23 protein-coding genes are annotated in these 18317 nt (G+C 72.9%); 11 read left to right on the top strand and 12 right to left on the bottom strand.

Going from position 1 to position 18317, the window contains the following annotated elements:
• Positions 1-52: 52 nt before the first annotated feature.
• Genes NH339_RS04840 through NH339_RS04825 form a run of 4 tightly spaced genes read right to left on the bottom strand, consistent with a single transcriptional unit; the run spans position 53 to position 3377 of the window.
• Positions 53-2269 carry a heavy metal translocating P-type ATPase gene (locus NH339_RS04840; RefSeq protein WP_308207031.1) on the bottom strand — a complete coding sequence of 739 codons (2217 nt, stop codon included), beginning with the start codon at positions 2267-2269 and terminating at the stop codon, positions 53-55.
• A 10-nt stretch (positions 2270-2279) separates the two neighbouring features.
• The gene (locus NH339_RS04835; protein WP_253023078.1) at positions 2280-2483 is read right to left on the bottom strand and encodes a heavy-metal-associated domain-containing protein; all 204 of its coding nucleotides are present in this window, start codon (positions 2481-2483) and stop codon (positions 2280-2282) included.
• A gap of 43 nt (positions 2484-2526) precedes the next feature.
• Entirely contained in the window at positions 2527-2835 is a 309-nt protein-coding gene (locus tag NH339_RS04830; RefSeq protein WP_253023076.1) for a metal-sensitive transcriptional regulator, read from the bottom strand.
• Positions 2832-3377: a DUF305 domain-containing protein gene (locus NH339_RS04825; protein WP_253023074.1), complete on the bottom strand. Its 546-nt coding sequence runs from the start codon at positions 3375-3377 to the stop codon at positions 2832-2834. The genes NH339_RS04830 and NH339_RS04825 overlap by 4 nt, the downstream gene beginning before the upstream one ends.
• A gap of 95 nt (positions 3378-3472) precedes the next feature.
• On the opposite strand from NH339_RS04825, the gene NH339_RS04820 reads away from it, so the two are divergent.
• The 8 genes from NH339_RS04820 (at position 3473) to NH339_RS04785 (ending at position 10097) form a co-directional block, all read left to right on the top strand.
• Positions 3473-3919 (top strand): hypothetical protein, encoded by a 447-nt coding sequence (locus NH339_RS04820; protein WP_253023072.1) that lies wholly within the window; start codon positions 3473-3475, stop codon positions 3917-3919.
• Positions 3916-4785 (top strand): tetratricopeptide repeat protein, encoded by an 870-nt coding sequence (locus NH339_RS04815; RefSeq protein ID WP_253023070.1) that lies wholly within the window; start codon positions 3916-3918, stop codon positions 4783-4785. Before NH339_RS04820 ends, NH339_RS04815 begins: the two co-directional genes overlap by 4 nt.
• Positions 4782-6020 carry an AAA family ATPase gene (locus NH339_RS04810; protein ID WP_253023068.1) on the top strand — a complete coding sequence of 413 codons (1239 nt, stop codon included), beginning with the start codon at positions 4782-4784 and terminating at the stop codon, positions 6018-6020. Before NH339_RS04815 ends, NH339_RS04810 begins: the two co-directional genes overlap by 4 nt.
• A gap of 1 nt (position 6021) precedes the next feature.
• The gene (locus NH339_RS04805) at positions 6022-6873 is read left to right on the top strand and encodes a tetratricopeptide repeat protein (protein ID WP_253023066.1); all 852 of its coding nucleotides are present in this window, start codon (positions 6022-6024) and stop codon (positions 6871-6873) included.
• Positions 6874-6895: 22 nt separating this feature from the next.
• Positions 6896-7324: a PaaI family thioesterase gene (locus NH339_RS04800; RefSeq protein ID WP_253023064.1), complete on the top strand. Its 429-nt coding sequence runs from the start codon at positions 6896-6898 to the stop codon at positions 7322-7324.
• 2 nt (positions 7325-7326) lie between these two features.
• Positions 7327-7662 (top strand): hypothetical protein, encoded by a 336-nt coding sequence (locus tag NH339_RS04795; RefSeq protein WP_253023062.1) that lies wholly within the window; start codon positions 7327-7329, stop codon positions 7660-7662.
• Positions 7663-7825: 163 nt separating this feature from the next.
• Entirely contained in the window at positions 7826-9082 is a 1257-nt protein-coding gene (gene serA, locus NH339_RS04790; RefSeq protein WP_253023060.1) for a phosphoglycerate dehydrogenase, read from the top strand.
• A 4-nt stretch (positions 9083-9086) separates the two neighbouring features.
• Complete coding sequence (locus NH339_RS04785) at positions 9087-10097, top strand: class I mannose-6-phosphate isomerase (protein ID WP_253023058.1); 1011 nt, start codon at positions 9087-9089, stop codon at positions 10095-10097.
• Here NH339_RS04785 and NH339_RS04780 read toward each other — a convergent pair.
• Both NH339_RS04780 and NH339_RS04775 read right to left on the bottom strand, forming a co-directional pair.
• Positions 10084-10716 (bottom strand): DUF4389 domain-containing protein, encoded by a 633-nt coding sequence (locus NH339_RS04780; protein ID WP_253023056.1) that lies wholly within the window; start codon positions 10714-10716, stop codon positions 10084-10086. The two genes, NH339_RS04785 and NH339_RS04780, sit on opposite strands and share 14 nt — an antisense overlap.
• Positions 10717-10736: 20 nt before the next feature.
• Positions 10737-11570, bottom strand: coding sequence for a Sir2 family NAD-dependent protein deacetylase (locus tag NH339_RS04775; protein ID WP_253023054.1), 834 nt, complete (start codon positions 11568-11570; stop codon positions 10737-10739).
• A 106-nt stretch (positions 11571-11676) separates the two neighbouring features.
• Here NH339_RS04775 and NH339_RS04770 point away from each other — a divergent pair, with 106 nt between their 5' ends.
• A complete protein-coding gene (locus NH339_RS04770) occupies positions 11677-12273 on the top strand; it encodes a TetR/AcrR family transcriptional regulator (protein WP_253023052.1) in 597 nt (198 codons plus the stop codon).
• An 18-nt stretch (positions 12274-12291) separates the two neighbouring features.
• Here NH339_RS04770 and NH339_RS04765 read toward each other — a convergent pair whose 3' ends face one another.
• From NH339_RS04765 to NH339_RS18770, 6 genes are all read right to left on the bottom strand, one after another.
• Positions 12292-12726 carry a GNAT family N-acetyltransferase gene (locus NH339_RS04765; RefSeq protein WP_253023050.1) on the bottom strand — a complete coding sequence of 145 codons (435 nt, stop codon included), beginning with the start codon at positions 12724-12726 and terminating at the stop codon, positions 12292-12294.
• A gap of 39 nt (positions 12727-12765) precedes the next feature.
• A complete protein-coding gene (locus tag NH339_RS04760; protein ID WP_253023047.1) occupies positions 12766-13377 on the bottom strand; it encodes a Pr6Pr family membrane protein in 612 nt (203 codons plus the stop codon).
• Positions 13378-13386: 9 nt separating this feature from the next.
• Positions 13387-14259 (bottom strand): PhzF family phenazine biosynthesis protein, encoded by an 873-nt coding sequence (locus NH339_RS04755; RefSeq protein WP_253023045.1) that lies wholly within the window; start codon positions 14257-14259, stop codon positions 13387-13389.
• A 9-nt stretch (positions 14260-14268) separates the two neighbouring features.
• Positions 14269-14784, bottom strand: coding sequence for a DUF1697 domain-containing protein (locus NH339_RS04750; RefSeq protein ID WP_253023043.1), 516 nt, complete (start codon positions 14782-14784; stop codon positions 14269-14271).
• 86 nt (positions 14785-14870) lie between these two features.
• Entirely contained in the window at positions 14871-15125 is a 255-nt protein-coding gene (locus NH339_RS04745) for a GlsB/YeaQ/YmgE family stress response membrane protein (RefSeq protein ID WP_253023041.1), read from the bottom strand.
• A 61-nt stretch (positions 15126-15186) separates the two neighbouring features.
• On the bottom strand, positions 15187-15774 hold the full coding sequence (locus NH339_RS18770; RefSeq protein WP_253023039.1) for a TetR/AcrR family transcriptional regulator: 588 nt from the start codon (positions 15772-15774) through the stop codon (positions 15187-15189).
• Between the two features lie 57 nt (positions 15775-15831).
• Here NH339_RS18770 and NH339_RS04735 point away from each other — a divergent pair, with 57 nt between their 5' ends.
• Together NH339_RS04735 and NH339_RS04730 are read left to right on the top strand one after the other, a co-directional pair.
• Positions 15832-17013 (top strand): macrolide family glycosyltransferase, encoded by a 1182-nt coding sequence (locus NH339_RS04735; protein WP_253023037.1) that lies wholly within the window; start codon positions 15832-15834, stop codon positions 17011-17013.
• Between the two features lie 40 nt (positions 17014-17053).
• On the top strand, positions 17054-17998 hold the full coding sequence (locus NH339_RS04730; protein ID WP_253023035.1) for a lipid kinase: 945 nt from the start codon (positions 17054-17056) through the stop codon (positions 17996-17998).
• Positions 17999-18317: the final 319 nt, after the last annotated feature.

The following is an 18317-nucleotide window of genomic DNA, read 5'->3' as shown; positions in this document are numbered from 1 at the left end:
TACTACGCGTCGTCGTAGACGAGCGAGGGTCGTGGCCCGGCTAACCTCGACGTCAGTCGAAGCGGCGCAGGCGCAGGCTGTTGGTCACCACGAGCACGCTGCTGGCCGCCATCGCGACGCCGGCGATCATGGGGTTCAGGAGGCCGGCGACGGCGAGGGGCAGGGCGGCCACGTTGTAGCCGAAGGCCCACACGAGGTTGGTCCGGATGGTGCGCAGCGTGGCCCGCGACAGCCGCACCGCGACGACGGCCGCCGAGAGGTCGCCGGAGACGAGCGTCAGGTCCGACGCGGCGATCGCGACGTCGGTGCCGGTGCCCATGGCGATGCCCAGGTCGGCGGCGGCGAGGGCCGCGGCGTCGTTCACGCCGTCGCCGACCATGGCCACCACGCGACCCTCGGCCTGCAGCCGCTGGACCGCGCGCAGCTTGTCGTCGGGCGTCACCTCGGCCTCGACGTGCTCGATCCCGACCTCGGCGGCCACGGCGTCGGCGACGCGGCGCGCGTCGCCGGTCAGCAGCACCGGCTCGAGCCCGAGGTCGCGCAGGTCCGCGACCGCCTGCCGCGACGACGGCCGGACCGTGTCTGCCACCGTCACGGTGCCGACGAGCCTGCCGTCGGCCTCCACCACGATCGTCGTGCCGACGACGTCGGTGGGCTCGACGTCGTGCCCGAGCCACGACGCGCGGCCGGCGCGCACGCGGCTGCCGTCGACGACGCCGCTCACACCCCGGCCGGGGTGGTTGACGAAGTCGTGCACGGGGAGCGGCTGGTCGACGAGGGCGGCGACGGCGCGGGCCACCGGGTGCTCCGACGCGTGCTCGACGCCGGCCGCGAGGGCACGCAGGCGTCCGACCTCGACGCCGGGCGCGGGACGCACGTCGACGACGCGCATCTCGCCCGTGGTGACGGTGCCGGTCTTGTCGAGGACGACGGTGTCGACGCGGCGGGTCGACTCCAGCACCTGGGGACCCTTGATGAGGACGCCGAGCTGCGCACCGCGGCCGGTGCCGACCATGAGGGCGGTCGGCGTCGCGAGCCCGAGTGCGCAGGGGCAGGCGATGATGAGCACGGCCACGGACGCGACGAACGCCTGCGTCACGGTGCCCCCGAGCAGGGCCCAGCCGAGGAACGTGACCACGGCCAGGGCGATCACGGCGGGCACGAACCAGGCGGCGACGCGGTCGGCGAGCCGCTGCACCTCCGCCTTGCCCTCCTGGGCCTCCTCGACCAGCCGCGCCATCTGCGCGAGCCGGGTGTCGGCGCCCACGGCCGTCGCGCGGACGACGAGCCGTCCGCCCACGTTCACGGTCGCGCCGGTGACCGCGCGACCCTCGTCGACCTCCACGGGCACGGACTCGCCCGTCAGCATCGACTCGTCGACGGCCGAGGCCCCCTCGACGACCTCGCCGTCGGTGGCGATCGTCTCGCCCGGCCGGACGACGAAGTGGTCGCCGACGCGCACGTCGTCGACCGGCACGCGCGTCTCCCGCCCGTCGCGCAGCACGGCGACGTCCTTGGCGCCGAGGTCGAGCAGCGCTCGGAGCGCGGCGCTCGACTGACGCTTCGCGTTGGCCTCGAGGTAGTGGCCGAGCAGCACGAACGTGGTCACGACGGTCGCGACCTCGAGGTAGATCTCGTGTGCCCCACCGCCGGTGAACGACCACTGCATGCGCATGCCGATCTCGCCGGCGCCGCCCAGGAGGAGGGCCCACAGCGACCAGAGGTACGCCGCGCCGACGCCGACCGAGACGAGGGTGTCCATCGTGGCGGCGCGGTGGCGCAGGTTCGTGGCGGCGGCGCGGTGGAACGGCCAGGCGCCCCAGGTGACGACGGGGGTTGCCAGGGCGAGGGCCAGCCACTGCCAGCCGGGGAGCTGGGTCGCCGGCACCATCGACAGGACGAGGACCGGGAGGCTGAGCACGCCGGAGACGAGCGCGCGTCGACGCATGGACGCCGCCCCGTGGAGACCGTCACCGTGAGGACCGCCCGTGTGGTCGTGACCACCGCCGTGGTGCTGGTGCGGCAGCGTCGCGGAGTAGCCGGTGGCGGCGACGGTGTCGAGCAGCACCTGGTGGTCGGTGCCCTCGGGCACGCGCACGGTCGCCTTCTCGGTGGCGTAGTTGACGCTCGCCTCCACGCCGTCGAGCCGGTTGAGCCGCTTCTCGATGCGTGCTGCGCAGGCGGTGCAGCTCATGCCGTGCACGTCGAGCCGGACGGTCTCCTGGCCGATGACCTGGTCGGTGTCGTGGTCGGTGTCGTGGGTGCTCACGGTGGCCTCCTCAGGCCAGGGCGTACCCCGCCTCGGCGACGGCCTCGCGGACCGCGTCGGACGAGGGGTCGCCGGTGACGGTGACGTGGGAGGTGCCGCCGGCGACGAGGTCGACGCTGACGTCGGTGACGCCGTCGAGGGCCGTGAGCTCCTCGGTGACGGCGGCGACGCAGTGGGCGCAGGTCATGCCGGTGACGTCGTAGGTGGTGGTCATGCTGGTCCCCTCTCGGGACGGGGTCGGGTGGGTTCGGGTCAATTCAGGAGCGGACGAGTCGGGCGATGGCGTCGGAGGCCTCCTTGACCTTCGCGTCGGCCTCCGGCCCGCCCGCGCGCGCCGCGTTGACGACGCAGTGGGCGAGGTGCTCGTCGAGCAGCTTGAGCGCCACCGCCTCGAGCGCCTTGGTGGTCGCGCTCACCTGGGTGAGCACGTCGATGCAGTAGGTGTCGTCCTCGACCATCCGGGTGAGGCCGCGGACCTGGCCCTCGATGCGGCGCAGTCGCGCGAGGACCGCCTTCTTGTCGTCGGAGTAGCCCGGCGCCTCGGGGTGCTCGGGCGTGGCGCTCATCCGAGGAGCCCCTTCATCTGGGTGATCTCGGCGGTCTGCGCGTCGATGATGGCGCGCGCGAGCGCCTTCGCGCGGGAGTCCTGGCCGTCGGCGATCTCGGTCCGGGCCATCTCGACGGCGCCCTCGTGGTGCTCGACCATCATCTCGAGCCAGAGCCGGTCGAAGGTCGCGCCGTCGGAGTCGGCGAGCCGATCCATCTGGTCCTCGCTCATCATCCCGGTCATCGAGTGGCCTGCGTGCTCGCCGTGCCCGCTGGGCACGTCCTCGCCCCAGCCCTCGAGGAAGCCGGTCAGCTCCTCGATCTCCGGCTTCTGGGCGGCGCGGATACGGGTGGCGAGGTCGGTGACGTCGGCGGAGGCTCCGCGGGCGGGGTCGAGCGCGAGGTCGCTCATCTCCACGGCCTGCTCGTGGTGCGGGATCATCTGCTGCGCGAAGGTGACGTCGGCGCCGTCGTGGCCCTCGTCGCTGGTGTTGGGCGAGCCGCAGCCGGCCAGCAGAAGGGCCGAGACGGCCAAGACGATGGCGAGGAGGCGTCGGTTCATGTCTTCTGTATACCCCTAGGGGGTACGGGTTTCAAGTCGTAGCCGTTTGAGGGAAACGTCCCGGACCCGAGCGACCGGCGTGGTGGAATGTGCGCATGCCCGACGCCGTCGACGGTCCGTTCCGCCCAGTCCTGCAGGACCACCAGCCGGTCGAACCGTCCTACAACGTGTTCTCCGGGGTGTTCCCCGCCATCATCGGCGGCAGCGTCGGCACGACGCTCGGCATGCTGGCGATCGCGCGCCGGCTGCGGGTGTCGCCTGCCGTCCAGGCCGCCATCGTCGGGATCGGGGTCGTCGGGGTGGCGATCGGTGTCGCGCTCGCGCTCGGGACGACGCTCAGCAACGCCGTGTCGTTCCGCGCGGGCGGGCTGGCCGCCTTCGCCGGCCAGCTGCCGCTCCTGCTGCGACCCTTCCGCGCCTGGCAGGCGCGCGGCGACGACGTGGCGTCGTTCTGGGGAGTCGGCGTCGCGGCGACGATCGCCGGCCTCCTGGCGACGGTGGTGATCGGTCTCTCCGTCCCGGGCATCCGGGACACGCTGTGACGAGCGAGTCCGCGCTGGCGCGCGCCGAGCACTGGCTCGAGGTCGGGCGCCCCGAGCGGTGCCTCGAGGAGCTCGCGCGGGCGGGTGCGGAGCCCGACCCGCACGGGTTCGCCCTGCAGGCGATGGCGCTACGTCAGCTCGAGCGGTGGCAGGAGTGCGTCGACGTCACGGCGCGTGGTCTGGCCCTCGCCCCCGACGACCTCGAGCTGCGCTTCCAGCGCGCCGTCGCCGTCGAGCAGCTGGGCGACGTCGCGCAGGCAGAACGGCTCCTCCTCTCGTGCCTCGAGGCGCAGCCTCGCCACGTCGTCCTGCTGACCGGCTACGCGTCGCTGCTGCTGCGCCACGGACATCCCGACGAGGCCGAGCGGGTGCTCACGCGAGCCGCCGCGGAGGCACCGGGCTCGCCCGACGTCGAGATGGCCAGGGCCCGCCTGCTGATGGCCCGGCGGCGCGACGCGGACGCCGTCGAGGTGGTCCGCCAGGTGCTCGCCCAGGACCCCACACGTGCGGATGCCTTGTGGCTGCTGGGCGCGCTGGAGCACGAGCGGGGTCTCAGCAGGCAGGCGGCACCCCGTCTGCGCAGTGCCGCGCTCAGCAACCTGGACGACCGCGAGCTCGCGAGCGGAGCGCGGGAGGTCGGCCGCGAGGCGCGCTGGTTCGCCTGGCCGCTGCGGCTCGTCCGACGTCTCCCCGACGCGGCGGTCGTGCCGGCCCAGCTCGGTGTCGTCCTCGCCGCGGCTCTCCTCCTCGGCTACCGTCCCACCCAGGCGGCCGGCGCGGTGCTCCTCGCGGCCTTCCTGGTCTTCGTCGCATGGTTCTGGGTCGCCGTGCTCGTCAGTCGTGCCGCCAGCAGGAGGAACCGATGACCGATCCGAGGATCGACGCGCTGCAGGCCGCCGTCGCCGCCGACCCGACCAACGTCGCGCTGGTGGGGCTCCTCGCCGACCTGCTCGTCGACGCCGGTCGGATCGACGAGGCGGTCACGCTGCAGGCCGGCCTCATGGCCGCCGGCGACCTCGGACCCGAGGACGCCCTCGTGCTCACCCGGCGCGCCCTCGACGTCGACCGGCTCGACGTGGCCCGTGGCGCGCTGGAGGTGGCACGCGGGGGTGGACTGGTCGAGGGCCTGGCCGAGCTGGAGGCCTCGTTGCAGCAGGCGATCGCGCGGCGGGGCGTCGCGCTGGACGCCGGTCCCGACACGGCGCCGAGCCTGGCCGAGGACGTCAACCTGACCTTCGCCGAGGTCGGTGGCATGGACGACGTGAAGAAGCTGCTGCACCGGATGATCATCCTGCCGTTCGTCCGGCCCGAGCTGTACGCGAAGTACAACCGCAGCGCCGGCGGCGGTGTGCTCCTCTACGGGCCTCCGGGGTGCGGGAAGACTCTGCTCGCCCGGGCGATCGCCGGGGAGTGCGGCCTGCCGTTCTTCTCGGTCGGCATCGACGACGTCGTCTCGCCCTTCCAGGGCCAGGCCGAGCTGAACGTCTCCGAGATCTTCTCCCAGGCGCGCGACCTGCGGCCGGCGGTCGTGTTCATCGACGAGATCGACGCCATCGGCTACGCGCGTCAGCGGGCGCAGGGTGAGATGGGCCGCCGGCTCACCAACGCCCTCCTGCAGGAGCTCGACGGCGTCGGACGCTCGACCGAGGGTCTGCTCGTGCTGGCGGCGAGCAACGCCCCCTGGGACGTGGACAGCGCGCTGCTGCGGCCCGGCCGCTTCGACCGTCGCGTCTTCGTGCCGCCGCCCGACGAGGCGGCGCGCGAGGCGATCCTCGACGTCAGGCTGCGGGGTGTCGAGACCTCGGGCGTGGACCTGCGCGCGCTCGCGCGAGCCAGCGAGCTGTTCACCGGTGCCGATCTGCGCGCCACCGTCGAGCGTGCCCTGGACGAGGTGATCGAGACGGTGCTCGACACCGGCGAGGAGATCCCCGTCGGCCAGCAGCACCTGACGTCGGCGTTGGCGCAGGTCACCCCGTCGGCGCTGGACTGGCTGGCGCGGGCGCGTGACTACGTCGAGTTCTCCAACGCGAGTGGTCAGTGGGCGGACGTCGAGTCCTACCTCGGCCAGCGTGCCGTGCGGCGGCGGCTCACGGGTCGTTGACGTGGACGACGAGCGCACCCTGGCCCTCGCCTGGCACTGGTTGCAGACCGACCGTCCCGACCGCTGCCTGGAGGTCCTCGACGGTGCCGACCCGACCGACCCGCAGGTGCGACTGCTGCGGGCGTGGGCGCTCTCCGGGCTCGAGCGCTGGGCCGACGCCGAGGCTGCCGCGCGGTCGGGTCTCGCGGACGATCCCGGCTCGGTCGAGCTGCGCCGCGTGCTCGCGCACGCGCTCACCGGCTCCGGGCGTCTGAAGGAGGCGGCCGAGGTGCTCGCCTCGACGGTGGCCGACGCCCCGGAGGACGTCGACGTGCGCGCGCAGCTCGCGGCCAACCTCGTCGCCCGCCGGCTCCGCGAGGAGTCGCAGCGGGCGGTCGAGGCGCTCGCCGCGCTCGAGCCGGGGTCGGCGCGCGTCGCCCGGCTGCGTGCGCACTGGCACCTGGAGTTCGGACGTCGCGAGGACGCCCGGCGTCACGTCCTGGAGGCACTCGAGGTCGACCCTGCCGACCCGCAGGCCCGAGCAATGCTCGGCGAGCTGACGGCACGGTCCGGCGACGTGGCCGGAGTCGGCCACCTGCGTCGTGCCGCGCTCGACGACTTCGGTGACCGGTCCACCGTCGCCCGGGCCCGCCAGGCGGGCGTGCTGGACCGCTACCCCGGGCGTCTGCTGCTCCCGGCGTTGCGCGTGCACCCGGGCTGGGCCGCAGCGGGCTGCTTCGTCCTGCTGTGGGTGTCGGCGCGGGTCTTCGTCGTCGGCGACGCGGTGGTCGGCGGGGCGATGCTGGCGGTGACCCTGCTGCTGGTCGGGTGGCTGGCCGTGGCCCACGCGGTCGCCGTCTGGGTCCTCGACTGATGCCGAGGTCTAGGCTCGCCCCATGAGCGACCTCCCCGGACTCGACGGCGTGCTCGGCGTGGAGCACGTCGAGCTGACGGCAGACAAGGTGGTCGTGCGCTTCACGATCACCGAGAAGCACCTGCAGCCCTTCGGCATCCCGCACGGCGGAATCTACTGCGCCGTCCACGAGTCGACTGCCAGCGTGGCCGCGCAGATCTGGCTCGGCGAGAAGGGTGTCGTGGTCGGCACCAACAACTCGACCGACTTCATCCGGCAGGCGAAGCTGGGCGACACGATCACCGTGACCGCGACCCCGATCCACCGCGGCCGCACCCAGCAGCTGTGGCACCTCGACTCCGTCGGCGCCGACGGCCGGCTCGTCGCGCAGGGCCAGGTGCGCCTGGCCAACCTCGACCAGCCCGTCCCGCCGGAGGCGCTCGCCGCCTTCACGGGGACGACGACCGGCTGACCGTGCGCCGCGCGCCGTCCCCGGCCGAGGCCGACGCCGTCGGGCGCGCGCTGACCGAGCGGTTCCTCGACCCAGCACGGTGGAGCATGCAGGCGCCGCCCGAGGGACGGTGGGACGAGAGCACCCGCAGCATCCTGATCACGTCGTACCTGGGACACGCGCTGGAGCCGCCCTGGGCCCTGCGGCTCAGCGACCGCACGGCCCTGGGCCTGCCCTGGAGGCGGCGCCGCTGGTGGCAGCGCGACCTCCAGGACCTCGACCGTGTGACGCTCGAGATCAGCTGGATCGTGAACGAGGAGTTCGCGGTCGACGACCGTCTCGCCGTGGTCGTCGTCTGAACGGGGCCGTCCACGACCCGGTAGTCTGGGGTCGTCGGCGCGACTGGCGTTGAGGTGGACATCCACCAGGGAGCCCGGCACCGCATCGACTGCACCACCCGACAAGGGACCGTTCGCCTGGGCCCCGCGTCAGCCCCCACCACGCTGACCGGAGGAATCCCCCATGATGATGACCGTGAACGCACTCGCCACCCAGACGCCCACGACGCTCGACGACGCCGACGTGAAGGTGCTGCTGCTCGAGAACATCCACGCCGACGGCCGCGACTTCCTGCGCGGCAAGGGCTACGACGTGCAGACCAACGCCGGCGCGCTCGGCGAGGACGAGCTGATCGAGGCCATCCAGGGCGTGCACCTGCTGGGCATCCGCTCCACCACCTACATCACGCCGCGGGTGCTCGACGCCGCCCCTGACCTGATCGCCATCGGCGCGTTCTGCATCGGCACGAACCAGATCGACCTCGAGGCCACGACGCAGCGGGGCATCGCCGTCTTCAACGCGCCCTACTCCAACACGCGTTCGGTCGTGGAGCTCGCGATCGCCGAGATCATCTCCCTGGCCCGGCGTCTGCACGAGAAGTCGACCGACATGCACCGCGGCGTCTGGAACAAGTCGGCGGCCGGCAGCCACGAGGTGCGCGGTCGCACGCTCGGCATCGTCGGCTACGGCAACATCGGCAGCCAGCTGTCGGTCGTGGCCGAGGCGCTCGGCTTCAAGGTGATCTTCTTCGACATCGACGACAAGCTCGCCCTCGGCAACGCGAAGCGCTGCTCGACGCTGGAGGAGCTGCTCGCCGAGGCCGACGTCGTGACGCTGCACGTCGACGGCCGACCGGGCAACGCCGGCCTGTTCGGCGACGAGCAGATGCGCCTCATGAAGCCGCGCGCCCTGTTCCTCAACCTCAGCCGCGGCATCGCGGTCGACACGAGCGCCCTGCGCGCTCACCTGGAGTCGGGGCACATCGCCGGCGCCGCGCTCGACGTGTTCCCGGTGGAGCCGAAGCGTCAGGGCGACCCGTTCGAGTCCGAGCTGCGCGGCATCCCCAACGTGATCCTCACGCCGCACGTCGGCGGCTCGACGGAGGAGGCCCAGCAGGACATCGGCCGCTTCGTCGCCTCGAAGCTGCGCTCCTACGCCGCGTTCGGCAGCACGTCGCTGAGCGTCAACTTCCCGGAGATGAACCTCCCGGCCGACGACACGCGCTGCCGCCTGGCGCTCGTGCACGAGAACGCTCCCGGCGTGCTCGCGCGGATCAACGGTCTCCTGGGCGAGCACGACGTCAACATCGAGGCGCAGTCGCTGTCGACGCGCGGCCCGCTGGGCTACGTGGTCACCGACGTCGCCGACGCCGTGCCGTCGGAGGTGCTCACCGAGCTGGCCGAACTGCCCGAGACGGTCCGGCTGAGGCTGCTGAGCTGACCTCGTGCCCGCCGCGCCGGTCCGCCTTCGACCCAACCTGATCGACCACTTCTACCGAGGTGGTCGGCGGATCGCGGACCTGCGCGGCGTGGTCACGACGTCGCCGCGCCAGCCCGAGGAGTGGATCGCGGCGACGGTGTCGCGCGACGGCCACGCCACGCTCGGGCTGTCCTCGACCGAGGACGGCACCGTGCTGCGCGACCTCGTGGCGGCCGACCCGGTCGGCTGGACCGGCACCGCGGGCGCCTGGCCCGGTGACACGGGTCTGCTGCTCAAGCTGCTCGACGCGGGTCAGCGGCTGCCCGTGCACGTGCACCCCGACCGTGCGTTCGCCGCGCGGCACCTCGATTGCCCCTACGGCAAGACGGAGGCCTGGCTGGTCCTCGACGCCGAGCCGGGAGCGGCGGTGCACCTCGGCTGGGACCGCGACGTCGACCCGGCCGACGTGGTCCGGGCGCGCGACGAGCAGGACGGCGCCTGGATGCTCGAGCGCATGCACCGGCTGCCGGTGCGACGAGGCGACGCGTTCCTGGTGCCGGCCGGCACGCCGCACGCGATCGGTGCGGGGGTCTTCGTGGCCGAGGCGCAGGAGCCGACCGACTTCTCGATCCTGCTGGAGTGGTCGGTCACGACGTCGACGCGCGACGAGTCGCACCTCGGCCTCGGGTTCGACCTCGCCATGCAGGCGCTGGGGCACGAGGCGATGACCGCCGACCGGCTCTCGTCCGTCGCCACCTGGACGGACCTCGACGGGCCGACCCGTCCGCTCACGTCGCTGCTGCCCACCGAGGCGGACCCGTTCTTCCGCCTCGACCTCGCCACCGAGGGCGCGGAGCTCGACGCCGGCTTCGCGGCGCTCGTGGTGCTCGACGGCACCGGGGAGCTGGTCGTGGACCACGGCTCGACGTCGCTGCGGCGCGGCGACGTGCTCGCCGTCCCTGCCGCGACGGGCGACTGGACGGTGGCGGGCGACGCGCGCGTGCTCGTCGCCCGCCCCGGCGTCAGTCGAGGCTGAACGGCGGGTACTCGTCGGTCAGCAGCAGGTAGTACGCGCCGACCCGCTGGCCCCACCGCAGGTACCCCACGACGAAGTCGCGCAGTCCACTCGGCCAGTGGGCGGTGAAGAGGACGGCGAAGAAGCCGATGAAGGTCAGCACTGCCGCCGCGATGCCGAGGAAGTACAGCACGAAGAAGTGCGGGATCACCATGATCGCGCGGAAGAAGATCGTCAGCCGGCTCCGTCCCTCGACCTGCGGCTCGACGTCGAAGCGCACGTGCGGGTCGCGGCCCGGGTCCGTCGTGTCCGCCGCGAAGGCGAACGGCGGGTAGGTGCCGTGCAGGAAGTAGTAGAAGGCGGTCAGGCTCGCGTTGTAGCGCAGGTACATGGCCGAGTAGTTGAGCAACGCCCGCGGCACCTTGCCCAGGACCACACCGCAGAACCACGAGGCGATCAGGACGAAGTACAGGGGAACGGTGAGCACGACGAGGACCACGAAGTGCGGGAGGAGCAGCAGCCAGTGCACGAGTGGACGCCAGCGCGCCACGCGGTCGGGCAGGTCGTAGGTGAGGGTCGCCGGGTAGGCGGGGGCCGGGGGCCCGGCCGCGGCTGCAGGCTGAGGGGGCAGGGTGGTCATGGGCGTTGCCTTTCCTGAGGTCAGGCGAAAGGTACCGCGAGAGCGCCGAGCGTCTCAGCACATCCAGCATCCAGCTTCAGGTCCGCCAGCTGGTCGCCCCGCGTGCTGCCGCGGTTGACGATCACCACCGGGGTGCCGAGCGCGGCGGCCCGGCGGACGAACCGCAGACCGCTCATGACCTGCAGGCTCGAGCCCAGCACGACCAGGACGTCGGCGCGCGCCACCAGCTCGAAGCAGTGCTCCACGAGGGGCTTCGGCACGGAGTCGCCGAAGAACACGACGTCGGGGCGCAGCCGTCCGCCGCACACCAGGCAGGGCGCGACCACGAAGTCGCTCGTGTCGTCGAGCTGCACGTCGCCGTCCGGTCCGTGCACGACGGTCTGGGCGCTCCAGCCCGGGTTGAGCCGGTCGTGCCGCGCCTGCACCGCCTCGCGTGGGGTGCGGTCGCCGCAGTCCATGCAGACCACCCGGTCGACCCGGCCGTGCAGGTCGACGACGTCGCGGTGGCCGGCGCGCTCGTGCAGGCCGTCGACGTTCTGGGTGATGAGCCCGACGAGGCGGTCGTCGCGCTGCCACTGCACGAGCGCGTGGTGCGTGGCGTTGGGCTCGGCATGGCCCATGCGCGACCAGCCGAGGTGCGCGCGGGCCCAGTAGCGCTGCACCGCCTCGGGACTCGACCGCAGCTGCTGGATCGTCATGGGCGTCGGCACGACGAGCCGGTCGGGGCCGCGATAGTCGGGGATGCCGGAGTCGGTCGAGACGCCGGCGCCCGTGAGCACGAGCGACCGTCGCCCGTCGAGGAGGTGCGCGAGCCGGTCGACGTCGGCGCTGCCGGGCGTCCTCGAGCCGTTCACCCGTCCAGCGTAGGTCGGGGCACCGCGGTGTTCAGGTCGAACGTCCGTCCGGAGGGAAAACCGGAGTTTCCTGCCAGGTCCGGGGATGACGGGTAGGGTCGCCGCCATGCCGACCGCCCGCAGGCCCCAGCAGCAGCGGTCCGTGGCGATGCGTGAACGCCTCCTCGAGGCGGCGTACGCGAGCCTGCTCGAGGGTGGCTACGGTGCAGCGACCGTGGGCGACGTCCAGCAGCGTGCTGGGGTCGCCCGGGGCACGTTGCTGCACCACTTCCCGACCCGTGACCTGCTGATGGCAGGGGTGCTCGAGGACGTCGTCGACCGGCGGCTCAAGCTGTCGGCCGCGGCGGACGACGCGTCGGCGCCGGCGGGGTGGAACGACGTCGTCGACCTCGTGTGGACGGAGCTCCGCTCGCCCGCCTTCGCGGTGCTGCTCGAGCTGTGGGTCGCGGCGCGCACCGACGACGACCTCCGGGAGGCGCTGCTGCCGATGCAGGAGCGCATCTACGAGACGGTGCACCGCAGCGTCGTCCGGCTGGTCGGACCGTCCCACCCCCGCGGACCGATCCTGGTGCAGTTCACGATCAACCTGCTGACCGGTGCCCACCTCGCCGGCATCCTGCGGTCGCGCTCCGGCACCTCCTCGGTGGTGGAGGCGTGGAAGCACGCGCTGCGCGAGCTCGCCGCCCCGCCGCGTCGAGCGTAGGGCGTCGCGGCCGCCCGATCAGGTCGACGGGAGGGACTTCTCCAGCTTCTTCGCCAGCTGTGCGTAGCCGCGCCCCGCGTAGAACGCGTGGGCGCCGTGACGGTCGAGGGCCGACGCCACCGTCAGACGCACGCAGCCCCGTGCGTCGGCCCACTGCTCGACGACGTCGACCAACGCACCTCCGGCGCCCGCGCGACGATGCTGGGCGCTGACGACCAGCGCCGTCAGCTCGGCCACGGGATGGTCGAGCTCGTAGGGCCAGAAGGTGTGGGCGGCAGCGAATCCGATCACTTCTCCACCGGGTCGGGTGACCGCGACCCACGCGGCGTCGTCCGTGCTCGGTCGCTTCCGCAGGCGCTCGGTGACGCGTCCGACGGTGGTGGGGTAGCCCAGCTCGCCGAGGAGCACGGCCACGTCTGGTGCGTCGTCGACGCCGACCTGCCTGCACCACATGGGCCCAGGCTACGACGGTCGAGGCCCCGGCATCGACCCTCAGCCGCGTCGGCTCCACGCGACGGCGGCCGAGCCGAGGGCGACGAACACGAGGGTGAGCACGACGCACGTGACCGCGACGGTCCCGGCGCCCAGCTCGCCGGCGTCGAGGAAGCCGTAGGGCACGGGACCGGTGGTCGTCGGGGTCAGGGTGAACGTCGGCCGGACGACCTCGGCGCGCGTGAGCGTGTAGGCCAGCCAGACGACCGGGAACGCGAGCCCGCCGAGCGCCGACCACGCGAGGTGGGTCCGGGGCCGCAGCGCGACGAAGCCGATCACCGTCAGCAGCGGCACGACGTAGTGGAAGGCCTTGTCGAACCACCACTCGGCACCGGAGAGGTCGACGTTGCCCGCCAGGACGGTGGCGTAGACGACGCCGGTCACGGTGATGCCGGTGAGGCTGGCGAGCCGCAGCATCCCGAAGGCCCGCCCACCCCGGTCCGGTCGCAGCGCGAGGAGGGTGCACGTGACGACGACGAGGATGTTCGACTCGATGGTGAAGTAGCTGAACAGGTTGACGAGGTCGTCGCCTCGTCGAGCCGACACGATCGTCTGCCCGACGAGCGCGACGAGTCCGACGACGGCGGTCAGGGCGTGCCAGGTGCGGGTCACGGGACCACGCTAGTCGCGTGAGGGTCGGTCGCTGGGCTGCCCCAGCGCGACCGTGCCGGTCACGCCGACGACGGTGTGCCCGCCGACCCAGACGGTGCCGTCGACGACGTCGACGTGCACCCGGCCGCGGCGGCCGAGGGCGGTGCCCTGGGCGGCGACGTAGTGCTCGGGCAGGACACCGTCGGCCACGAGCCACTGGGCGAGCGCGGCGTTGAGGCTGCCGGTCACGGGGTCCTCGCCGACGCCGCCGGGGAAGAACGCGCGCACCTCGAGCTGGACGTCGGAGCCGTCGGCGTGCAGCCCGGCCAGCCCGACCTTGTCGTGCGCGCCGGACGCGCCGAGCAGGTGGGCGCGCGCACCGTCGACCCCGAGCACGAGGTCGGCGTCGCGCAGCAGGAGGCCCATCCAGCCCGGGCCGTTGTCGCACCAGTGGGCGCTGACGACGTCGGACGGCCCCAGGCCGAGCGTGGCGACGACGGCGGCCACCTCGGCGGGGTCGACCGGTCCTGAGCGAGCACGATCGGGGGCGGCGAACGCCAGCCGATCGCCGTCGCGTCGGACGCGCACGAGCCCCACCCCGCACTCCTGCACCAGCGCGTCGTCCGAGCGAGGCGCGCCGCCGGTCTCGAGCCAGGCGCGTGCCGTGCCGAGCGTCGGGTGGCCGGCGAACGGCAGCTCCCGACCGGGCGTGAAGATGCGGACGCGGTAGTCGGCCGCCGGGTCGGTCGGGCGGAGCAGGAACGTGGTCTCGCTGAGGTTCGTCCACCGGGCGAAGGCGGCCATCGTGGCGTCGTCGAGGTCGTCGGCCGCGTGGACGACGGCGACCGGGTTGCCCAGGCCGAGCGTGTCGGAGAAGACGTCGACCTGGTGGAACGGCAGCATGCTCCGACCCTAGGCGAGGTCGATCAGCTTCTGCACCGTGGTGAGGTTGCGTCCGGTGCCGTGGTGCCCGAGGAGTCGCTGCACGCGCGCCGGCGTGATCCGGGAGCCGGCCACCCCGTCGCGGTAGCGCACGTGCAGGTCGCGACCCAGCACCCGGACGTCGTCGCCGCGCCAGTCCTCCGCCTCGAACGCGCGGACGGCGTCGGGCGTCGGCTCGTCGAGCAGGAAGTAGACGTGCGAGAGCTGGGGCTTGTCCACCTCGAAGGGGTGGTCGGCCAGGGCGGCGCGCAGCTCGTCGGGCGAGCGTGACACGACCTCGCGGAAGAACCCGAAGCGCGCCTCGATCGCCTGCTCGAGGGCGCGGTCGAAGACGGCGGGCTCGGTGGGTGGCGTGCACAGCAGGTTGCCGGAGGCGATGTGCGTGCGGACGTCGCTCGCGCCCAGGTCGGTGGCGAGTGCGCGCAGGTCGGCCATCGGCAGGGTGGCACCGCCGACGTTGACCGCGCGGAGCAGGTGGACCCTCATGTCCTCAGGATGGCAGCGACCGCCGACAGGGCGGGACGCTGCGAGACCCCGCACCGGCGTCCGGTGCGGGGTCTCGGGGTCACTGGTCAGGCGCGCGCGCGGACCTGACGGTAGACCAGCAGCGCCACGATGGCGCCGACGATCGACAGGATGAAGCCGCTGGTGTTGAAGTCCAGCACGTTGCTGCTCGAGAAGAGCGCACCGATGAATCCGCCGACGAACGAGCCGACGACACCGAGCAGGATGGTGGCAAGGATGCCCATCGAGTCGTTGCCGGGGACGATCGCGCGGGCGAGGAGGCCGGCGACGAGGCCGACGATGAGGAGCCAGATGAGTCCCATGACAGTTCCTTTCGGTTGGGTACCGGACGGATCGCGCCCGGTACCTCCACGCTAGGGATTCTCAGGAACTTCGCATGTCGAGCGCCTTGACAGCGCGGGCCGCCACGCGGTCGGCGTAGGCGTGCGTGAGGGGCGCGGTGCCCTGCTGCCAGCGGTGGAAGACGGGCGCGACGAACAGCTCCATCGCCTCGAGCGGGTCGACGTCACCGATCTGGCCTGCCTCGCGCGCGACCGCGAACCGGTCGGCGAACGTCGCCAGCTGTGGCCGGAAGATGGTCTCGAGCACCTGGTCGCGCAGGCGCGGGTCGAGGAGCGTCTCGACGCTGAGGGCCCGCAGCAGCGCGTCGTAGGTCGGGTCGGCGAGCTCGTCGACGATGGCGCGCAGGACCGCGCCGAGGTCGGTGCGCAGGTCGCCGGTGTCGGGCAGCGCGTAGGCCGACTGCTGCCGGTTCTGCTCGGCCAGCGCCTCGACGACGACCTCGCCCTTCGACGTCCACCACCGGTAGAGCGTGGCCTTGCTGACCCCCGCGCGACCGGCGATGGCCTCCATGGTGAGCCGGGCGTACGGCACCTCGACGACGAGGGCGAGTGCCGCGTCGAGGACGGCGGTACGGGCGCGGTCGGACCGGCGCGAGGGCGAGGCAGGCACGGGACCATGCTACCGTGATGAAACGAAACGTATCGTTCAGTTTGAGAGGAGCCGGCCATGGCCCACGTCGTGATGGCGAGCATCCCCGCGCCCGGCCACGTCAACCCGCACGCCGAGGTGGTGCGCCGCCTCGTCGAGCGGGGGCACCGGGTGAGCTACGTCCAGGAAGCGTCCTGGGCCGCGCAGGTCGAGGCGCTCGGCGCGACCTGCGTGCCCTACCCCTCCGTCCTGGCCGACCACGCCTTCGACGACCAGGCCGACGCCGTCGACCACCTGGCCCTCTTCCAGCGCGAGTACGAGGCGATGCTGCCCGCCGTCGAGAGCCTGCTCGACCGCGACCCGGCCGACCTCGTGCTGCACGACATCGCCGGCGTCCCCGCACGTCTCCTGGCGGTCGAGCGTGGCGTGCCGGAGCTGCAGCTGTCGCCCACCTACGTCGCCTGGCAGGGCTACGAGGACGACATGGCAGAGTTCCTGGACGGCGTCCGCGCCGACCGGCGGGGTCAGGCGTACCTGGCCGACGCCGCACGGATGCTGGCCGACCACGGCGTCGACGCGGACCCGCTCCTGTGGGTGGCGCACCCGGCGCGCAGCGTCGTGGTCGTGCCGGAGGCCCTGCAGCCGTACGCCGATCGGGTCGACCGTGACGTGTACACGTTCGTCGGTCCGGCCGTCCGGCGCGCCGACCCGACGCTGTGGTCGCCGTCGGACGACCGTCGGCTGGTCCTGGTCTCCCTGGGCAGCGCCTTCACCCGCCAGCCGGCGTTCTACCGCGCCTGCCTCGCCGCGTTCGCCGACCTGCCCGACACGCGGCTCGTGCTCCAGGTGGGTCGCGACGTCACGGTCGAGGAGGTGTCCGGTGGGACGCCCCTTCCCGCTCACGTCGAGGTCCACCCGTGGGTGGCCCAGCGCGAGATGCTCGAGGTCGCCGACGTGTTCGTCACCCACGCCGGCATGGGCGGGTCCAGCGAGGGCCTCGTGACGGGGACGCCGATGATCGCCGTGCCGCAGGCCGTGGACCAGTTCGAGAACGCCGACGCGCTCGTGTCCCTCGGCGTGGCCGTCCGGCTGGACACCGCCGACGCCACCGTCGACGCGCTGCGTGACGCCTACGCGACGGTCACGTCGGAGGCGGTGCGCGCACGGTCGCGCGAGGTCGCCGCGCAGCTGGACCGGGCGGGAGGCGCCGCGCGTGCCGTGGAGATCGTCGAGGAGATCCTGAGAGGATCCACATCCTGACCTCATCGTCTGCTCATCGACGGCGCCTAGCGTGGAGGTCATGGATCTCAGCACGCTCCTCGCCCGCCCGGACGCCGTCGTCGACCTCGTGGTGAACACGGGGGCCCGGCAGGGGGCGACGGCGCTGGAGCGTGCGACGCGGCTCGTCGGTGACCGCGCCGTCGTGCGCACCCACGCCGTCCACTCCGGCGCCGAGCTGGTGGAGACGCTCGACCGCGTCGCGGCCGACGCGCCGCAGCTGCTCGTGGTCGGCGGCGGTGACGGCACCGTCTCGGCGGCCGCGGCTCGCGTCGCGGGGACGTCGACGGTGCTCGCGGTGCTGCCGCTCGGCACGGCCAACGACTTCGCCCGCACCCTCGAGATCCCCGCCGACGTCGGCGCCGCGGTCGCGTCGGTGCTCGACGGCGAGGTGGTCGACGTCGACCTCGGGCGCGTCGACGGGCGCGCGTTCGTCAACGTCGCGTCCATCGGTCTGTCGGTCGCCGTCACCGAGCGGCTCACCCCGGGCCTGAAGCGTCGTCTGGGACCCGTCGCGTACCCGGTGGCCACGCTCGGCGCGTTCCGCCAGCACCGTGGCTTCGCGGCCCGCCTGGAGTTCCCCGACGGCGACCACGACCCGGTCGAGCTGACCGACCTCCTCCAGCTGGCGGTCGGCAACGGTCGGCACTACGGCGGCGGCAACACCGTCGCGCCGAACGCGTCGCTCGACGACCACCTGCTCGACGTCTACGCCATCGAGCGCGGCCGGCTCGCCGACCACGTGTCGATCGCGCGGCTGCTCAAGAGCGGCCGGTTCGTCGAGCACGAGCGGGTGCACCACCTCACGACCCGCAGGGTGCGGGTAGTCACCGACGTGCCGCTGCCGGTGAACCTCGACGGCGAGATCGCCGCCACCACCCCCGCCGAGGTCACGGTCGAGCGCAACGTCCTGCGCGTCGCCGTCCCCCGCGGCAGCCGCGCCGCCCGCCTCGACGCCGCCGCCTGACCCGCCGTCGCCGCTACTCGACCAGGAGTATCCACCGCTGGTCGAGTGCCTCCACGAGCGCCAGCGAGGGGAGGTGTATCGAGACCACTCTGGGCTGTCGCTGGGAGCCGGTTCGCGCTGATCCGTTGCCGGGTGGTCTCGATACGCAGCGACGAGCTCGCTGGCGCTCGCCGTCGCTGCTACTCGACCAGCAGTATCCACCGCTGGTCGAGTGCCTCCACGAGCGCCAGCGAGGGGAGGTGTATCGAGACCACTCTGGGCTGTCGCTGGGAGCCGGTTCGCGCTGATCCGTTGCCGGGTGGTCTCGATACGCAGCGAC

It is taken from the genome of Aeromicrobium sp. CnD17-E, assembly GCF_024124745.1.
Lineage (GTDB): Bacteria > Actinomycetota > Actinomycetes > Propionibacteriales > Nocardioidaceae > Aeromicrobium.
Note: the sequence above shows the minus strand (reverse complement) of the source record. Positions and strands in the feature narration are given on the sequence as shown.

What these genes read in the sequence shown, in the direction of transcription:
- NH339_RS04835 (WP_253023078.1), bottom strand. Translation starts at nt 2,483, where the DNA reads ATGACCACCACCTACGACGTCACCGGCATGACCTGCGCCCACTGCGTC.
- NH339_RS04830 (WP_253023076.1), bottom strand. Translation starts at nt 2,835, where the DNA reads ATGAGCGCCACGCCCGAGCACCCCGAGGCGCCGGGCTACTCCGACGAC.
- NH339_RS04825 (WP_253023074.1), bottom strand. Translation starts at nt 3,377, where the DNA reads ATGAACCGACGCCTCCTCGCCATCGTCTTGGCCGTCTCGGCCCTTCTG.
- NH339_RS04820 (WP_253023072.1), top strand. Translation starts at nt 3,473, where the DNA reads ATGCCCGACGCCGTCGACGGTCCGTTCCGCCCAGTCCTGCAGGACCAC.
- NH339_RS04810 (WP_253023068.1), top strand. Translation starts at nt 4,782, where the DNA reads ATGACCGATCCGAGGATCGACGCGCTGCAGGCCGCCGTCGCCGCCGAC.
- NH339_RS04800 (WP_253023064.1), top strand. Translation starts at nt 6,896, where the DNA reads ATGAGCGACCTCCCCGGACTCGACGGCGTGCTCGGCGTGGAGCACGTC.
- serA (WP_253023060.1), top strand. Translation starts at nt 7,826, where the DNA reads ATGATGATGACCGTGAACGCACTCGCCACCCAGACGCCCACGACGCTC.
- NH339_RS04780 (WP_253023056.1), bottom strand. Translation starts at nt 10,716, where the DNA reads ATGACCACCCTGCCCCCTCAGCCTGCAGCCGCGGCCGGGCCCCCGGCC.
- NH339_RS04770 (WP_253023052.1), top strand. Translation starts at nt 11,677, where the DNA reads ATGCCGACCGCCCGCAGGCCCCAGCAGCAGCGGTCCGTGGCGATGCGT.
- NH339_RS04765 (WP_253023050.1), bottom strand. Translation starts at nt 12,726, where the DNA reads ATGTGGTGCAGGCAGGTCGGCGTCGACGACGCACCAGACGTGGCCGTG.
- NH339_RS04755 (WP_253023045.1), bottom strand. Translation starts at nt 14,259, where the DNA reads ATGCTGCCGTTCCACCAGGTCGACGTCTTCTCCGACACGCTCGGCCTG.
- NH339_RS04750 (WP_253023043.1), bottom strand. Translation starts at nt 14,784, where the DNA reads ATGAGGGTCCACCTGCTCCGCGCGGTCAACGTCGGCGGTGCCACCCTG.
- NH339_RS04745 (WP_253023041.1), bottom strand. Translation starts at nt 15,125, where the DNA reads ATGGGACTCATCTGGCTCCTCATCGTCGGCCTCGTCGCCGGCCTCCTC.
- NH339_RS04735 (WP_253023037.1), top strand. Translation starts at nt 15,832, where the DNA reads ATGGCCCACGTCGTGATGGCGAGCATCCCCGCGCCCGGCCACGTCAAC.
- NH339_RS04730 (WP_253023035.1), top strand. Translation starts at nt 17,054, where the DNA reads ATGGATCTCAGCACGCTCCTCGCCCGCCCGGACGCCGTCGTCGACCTC.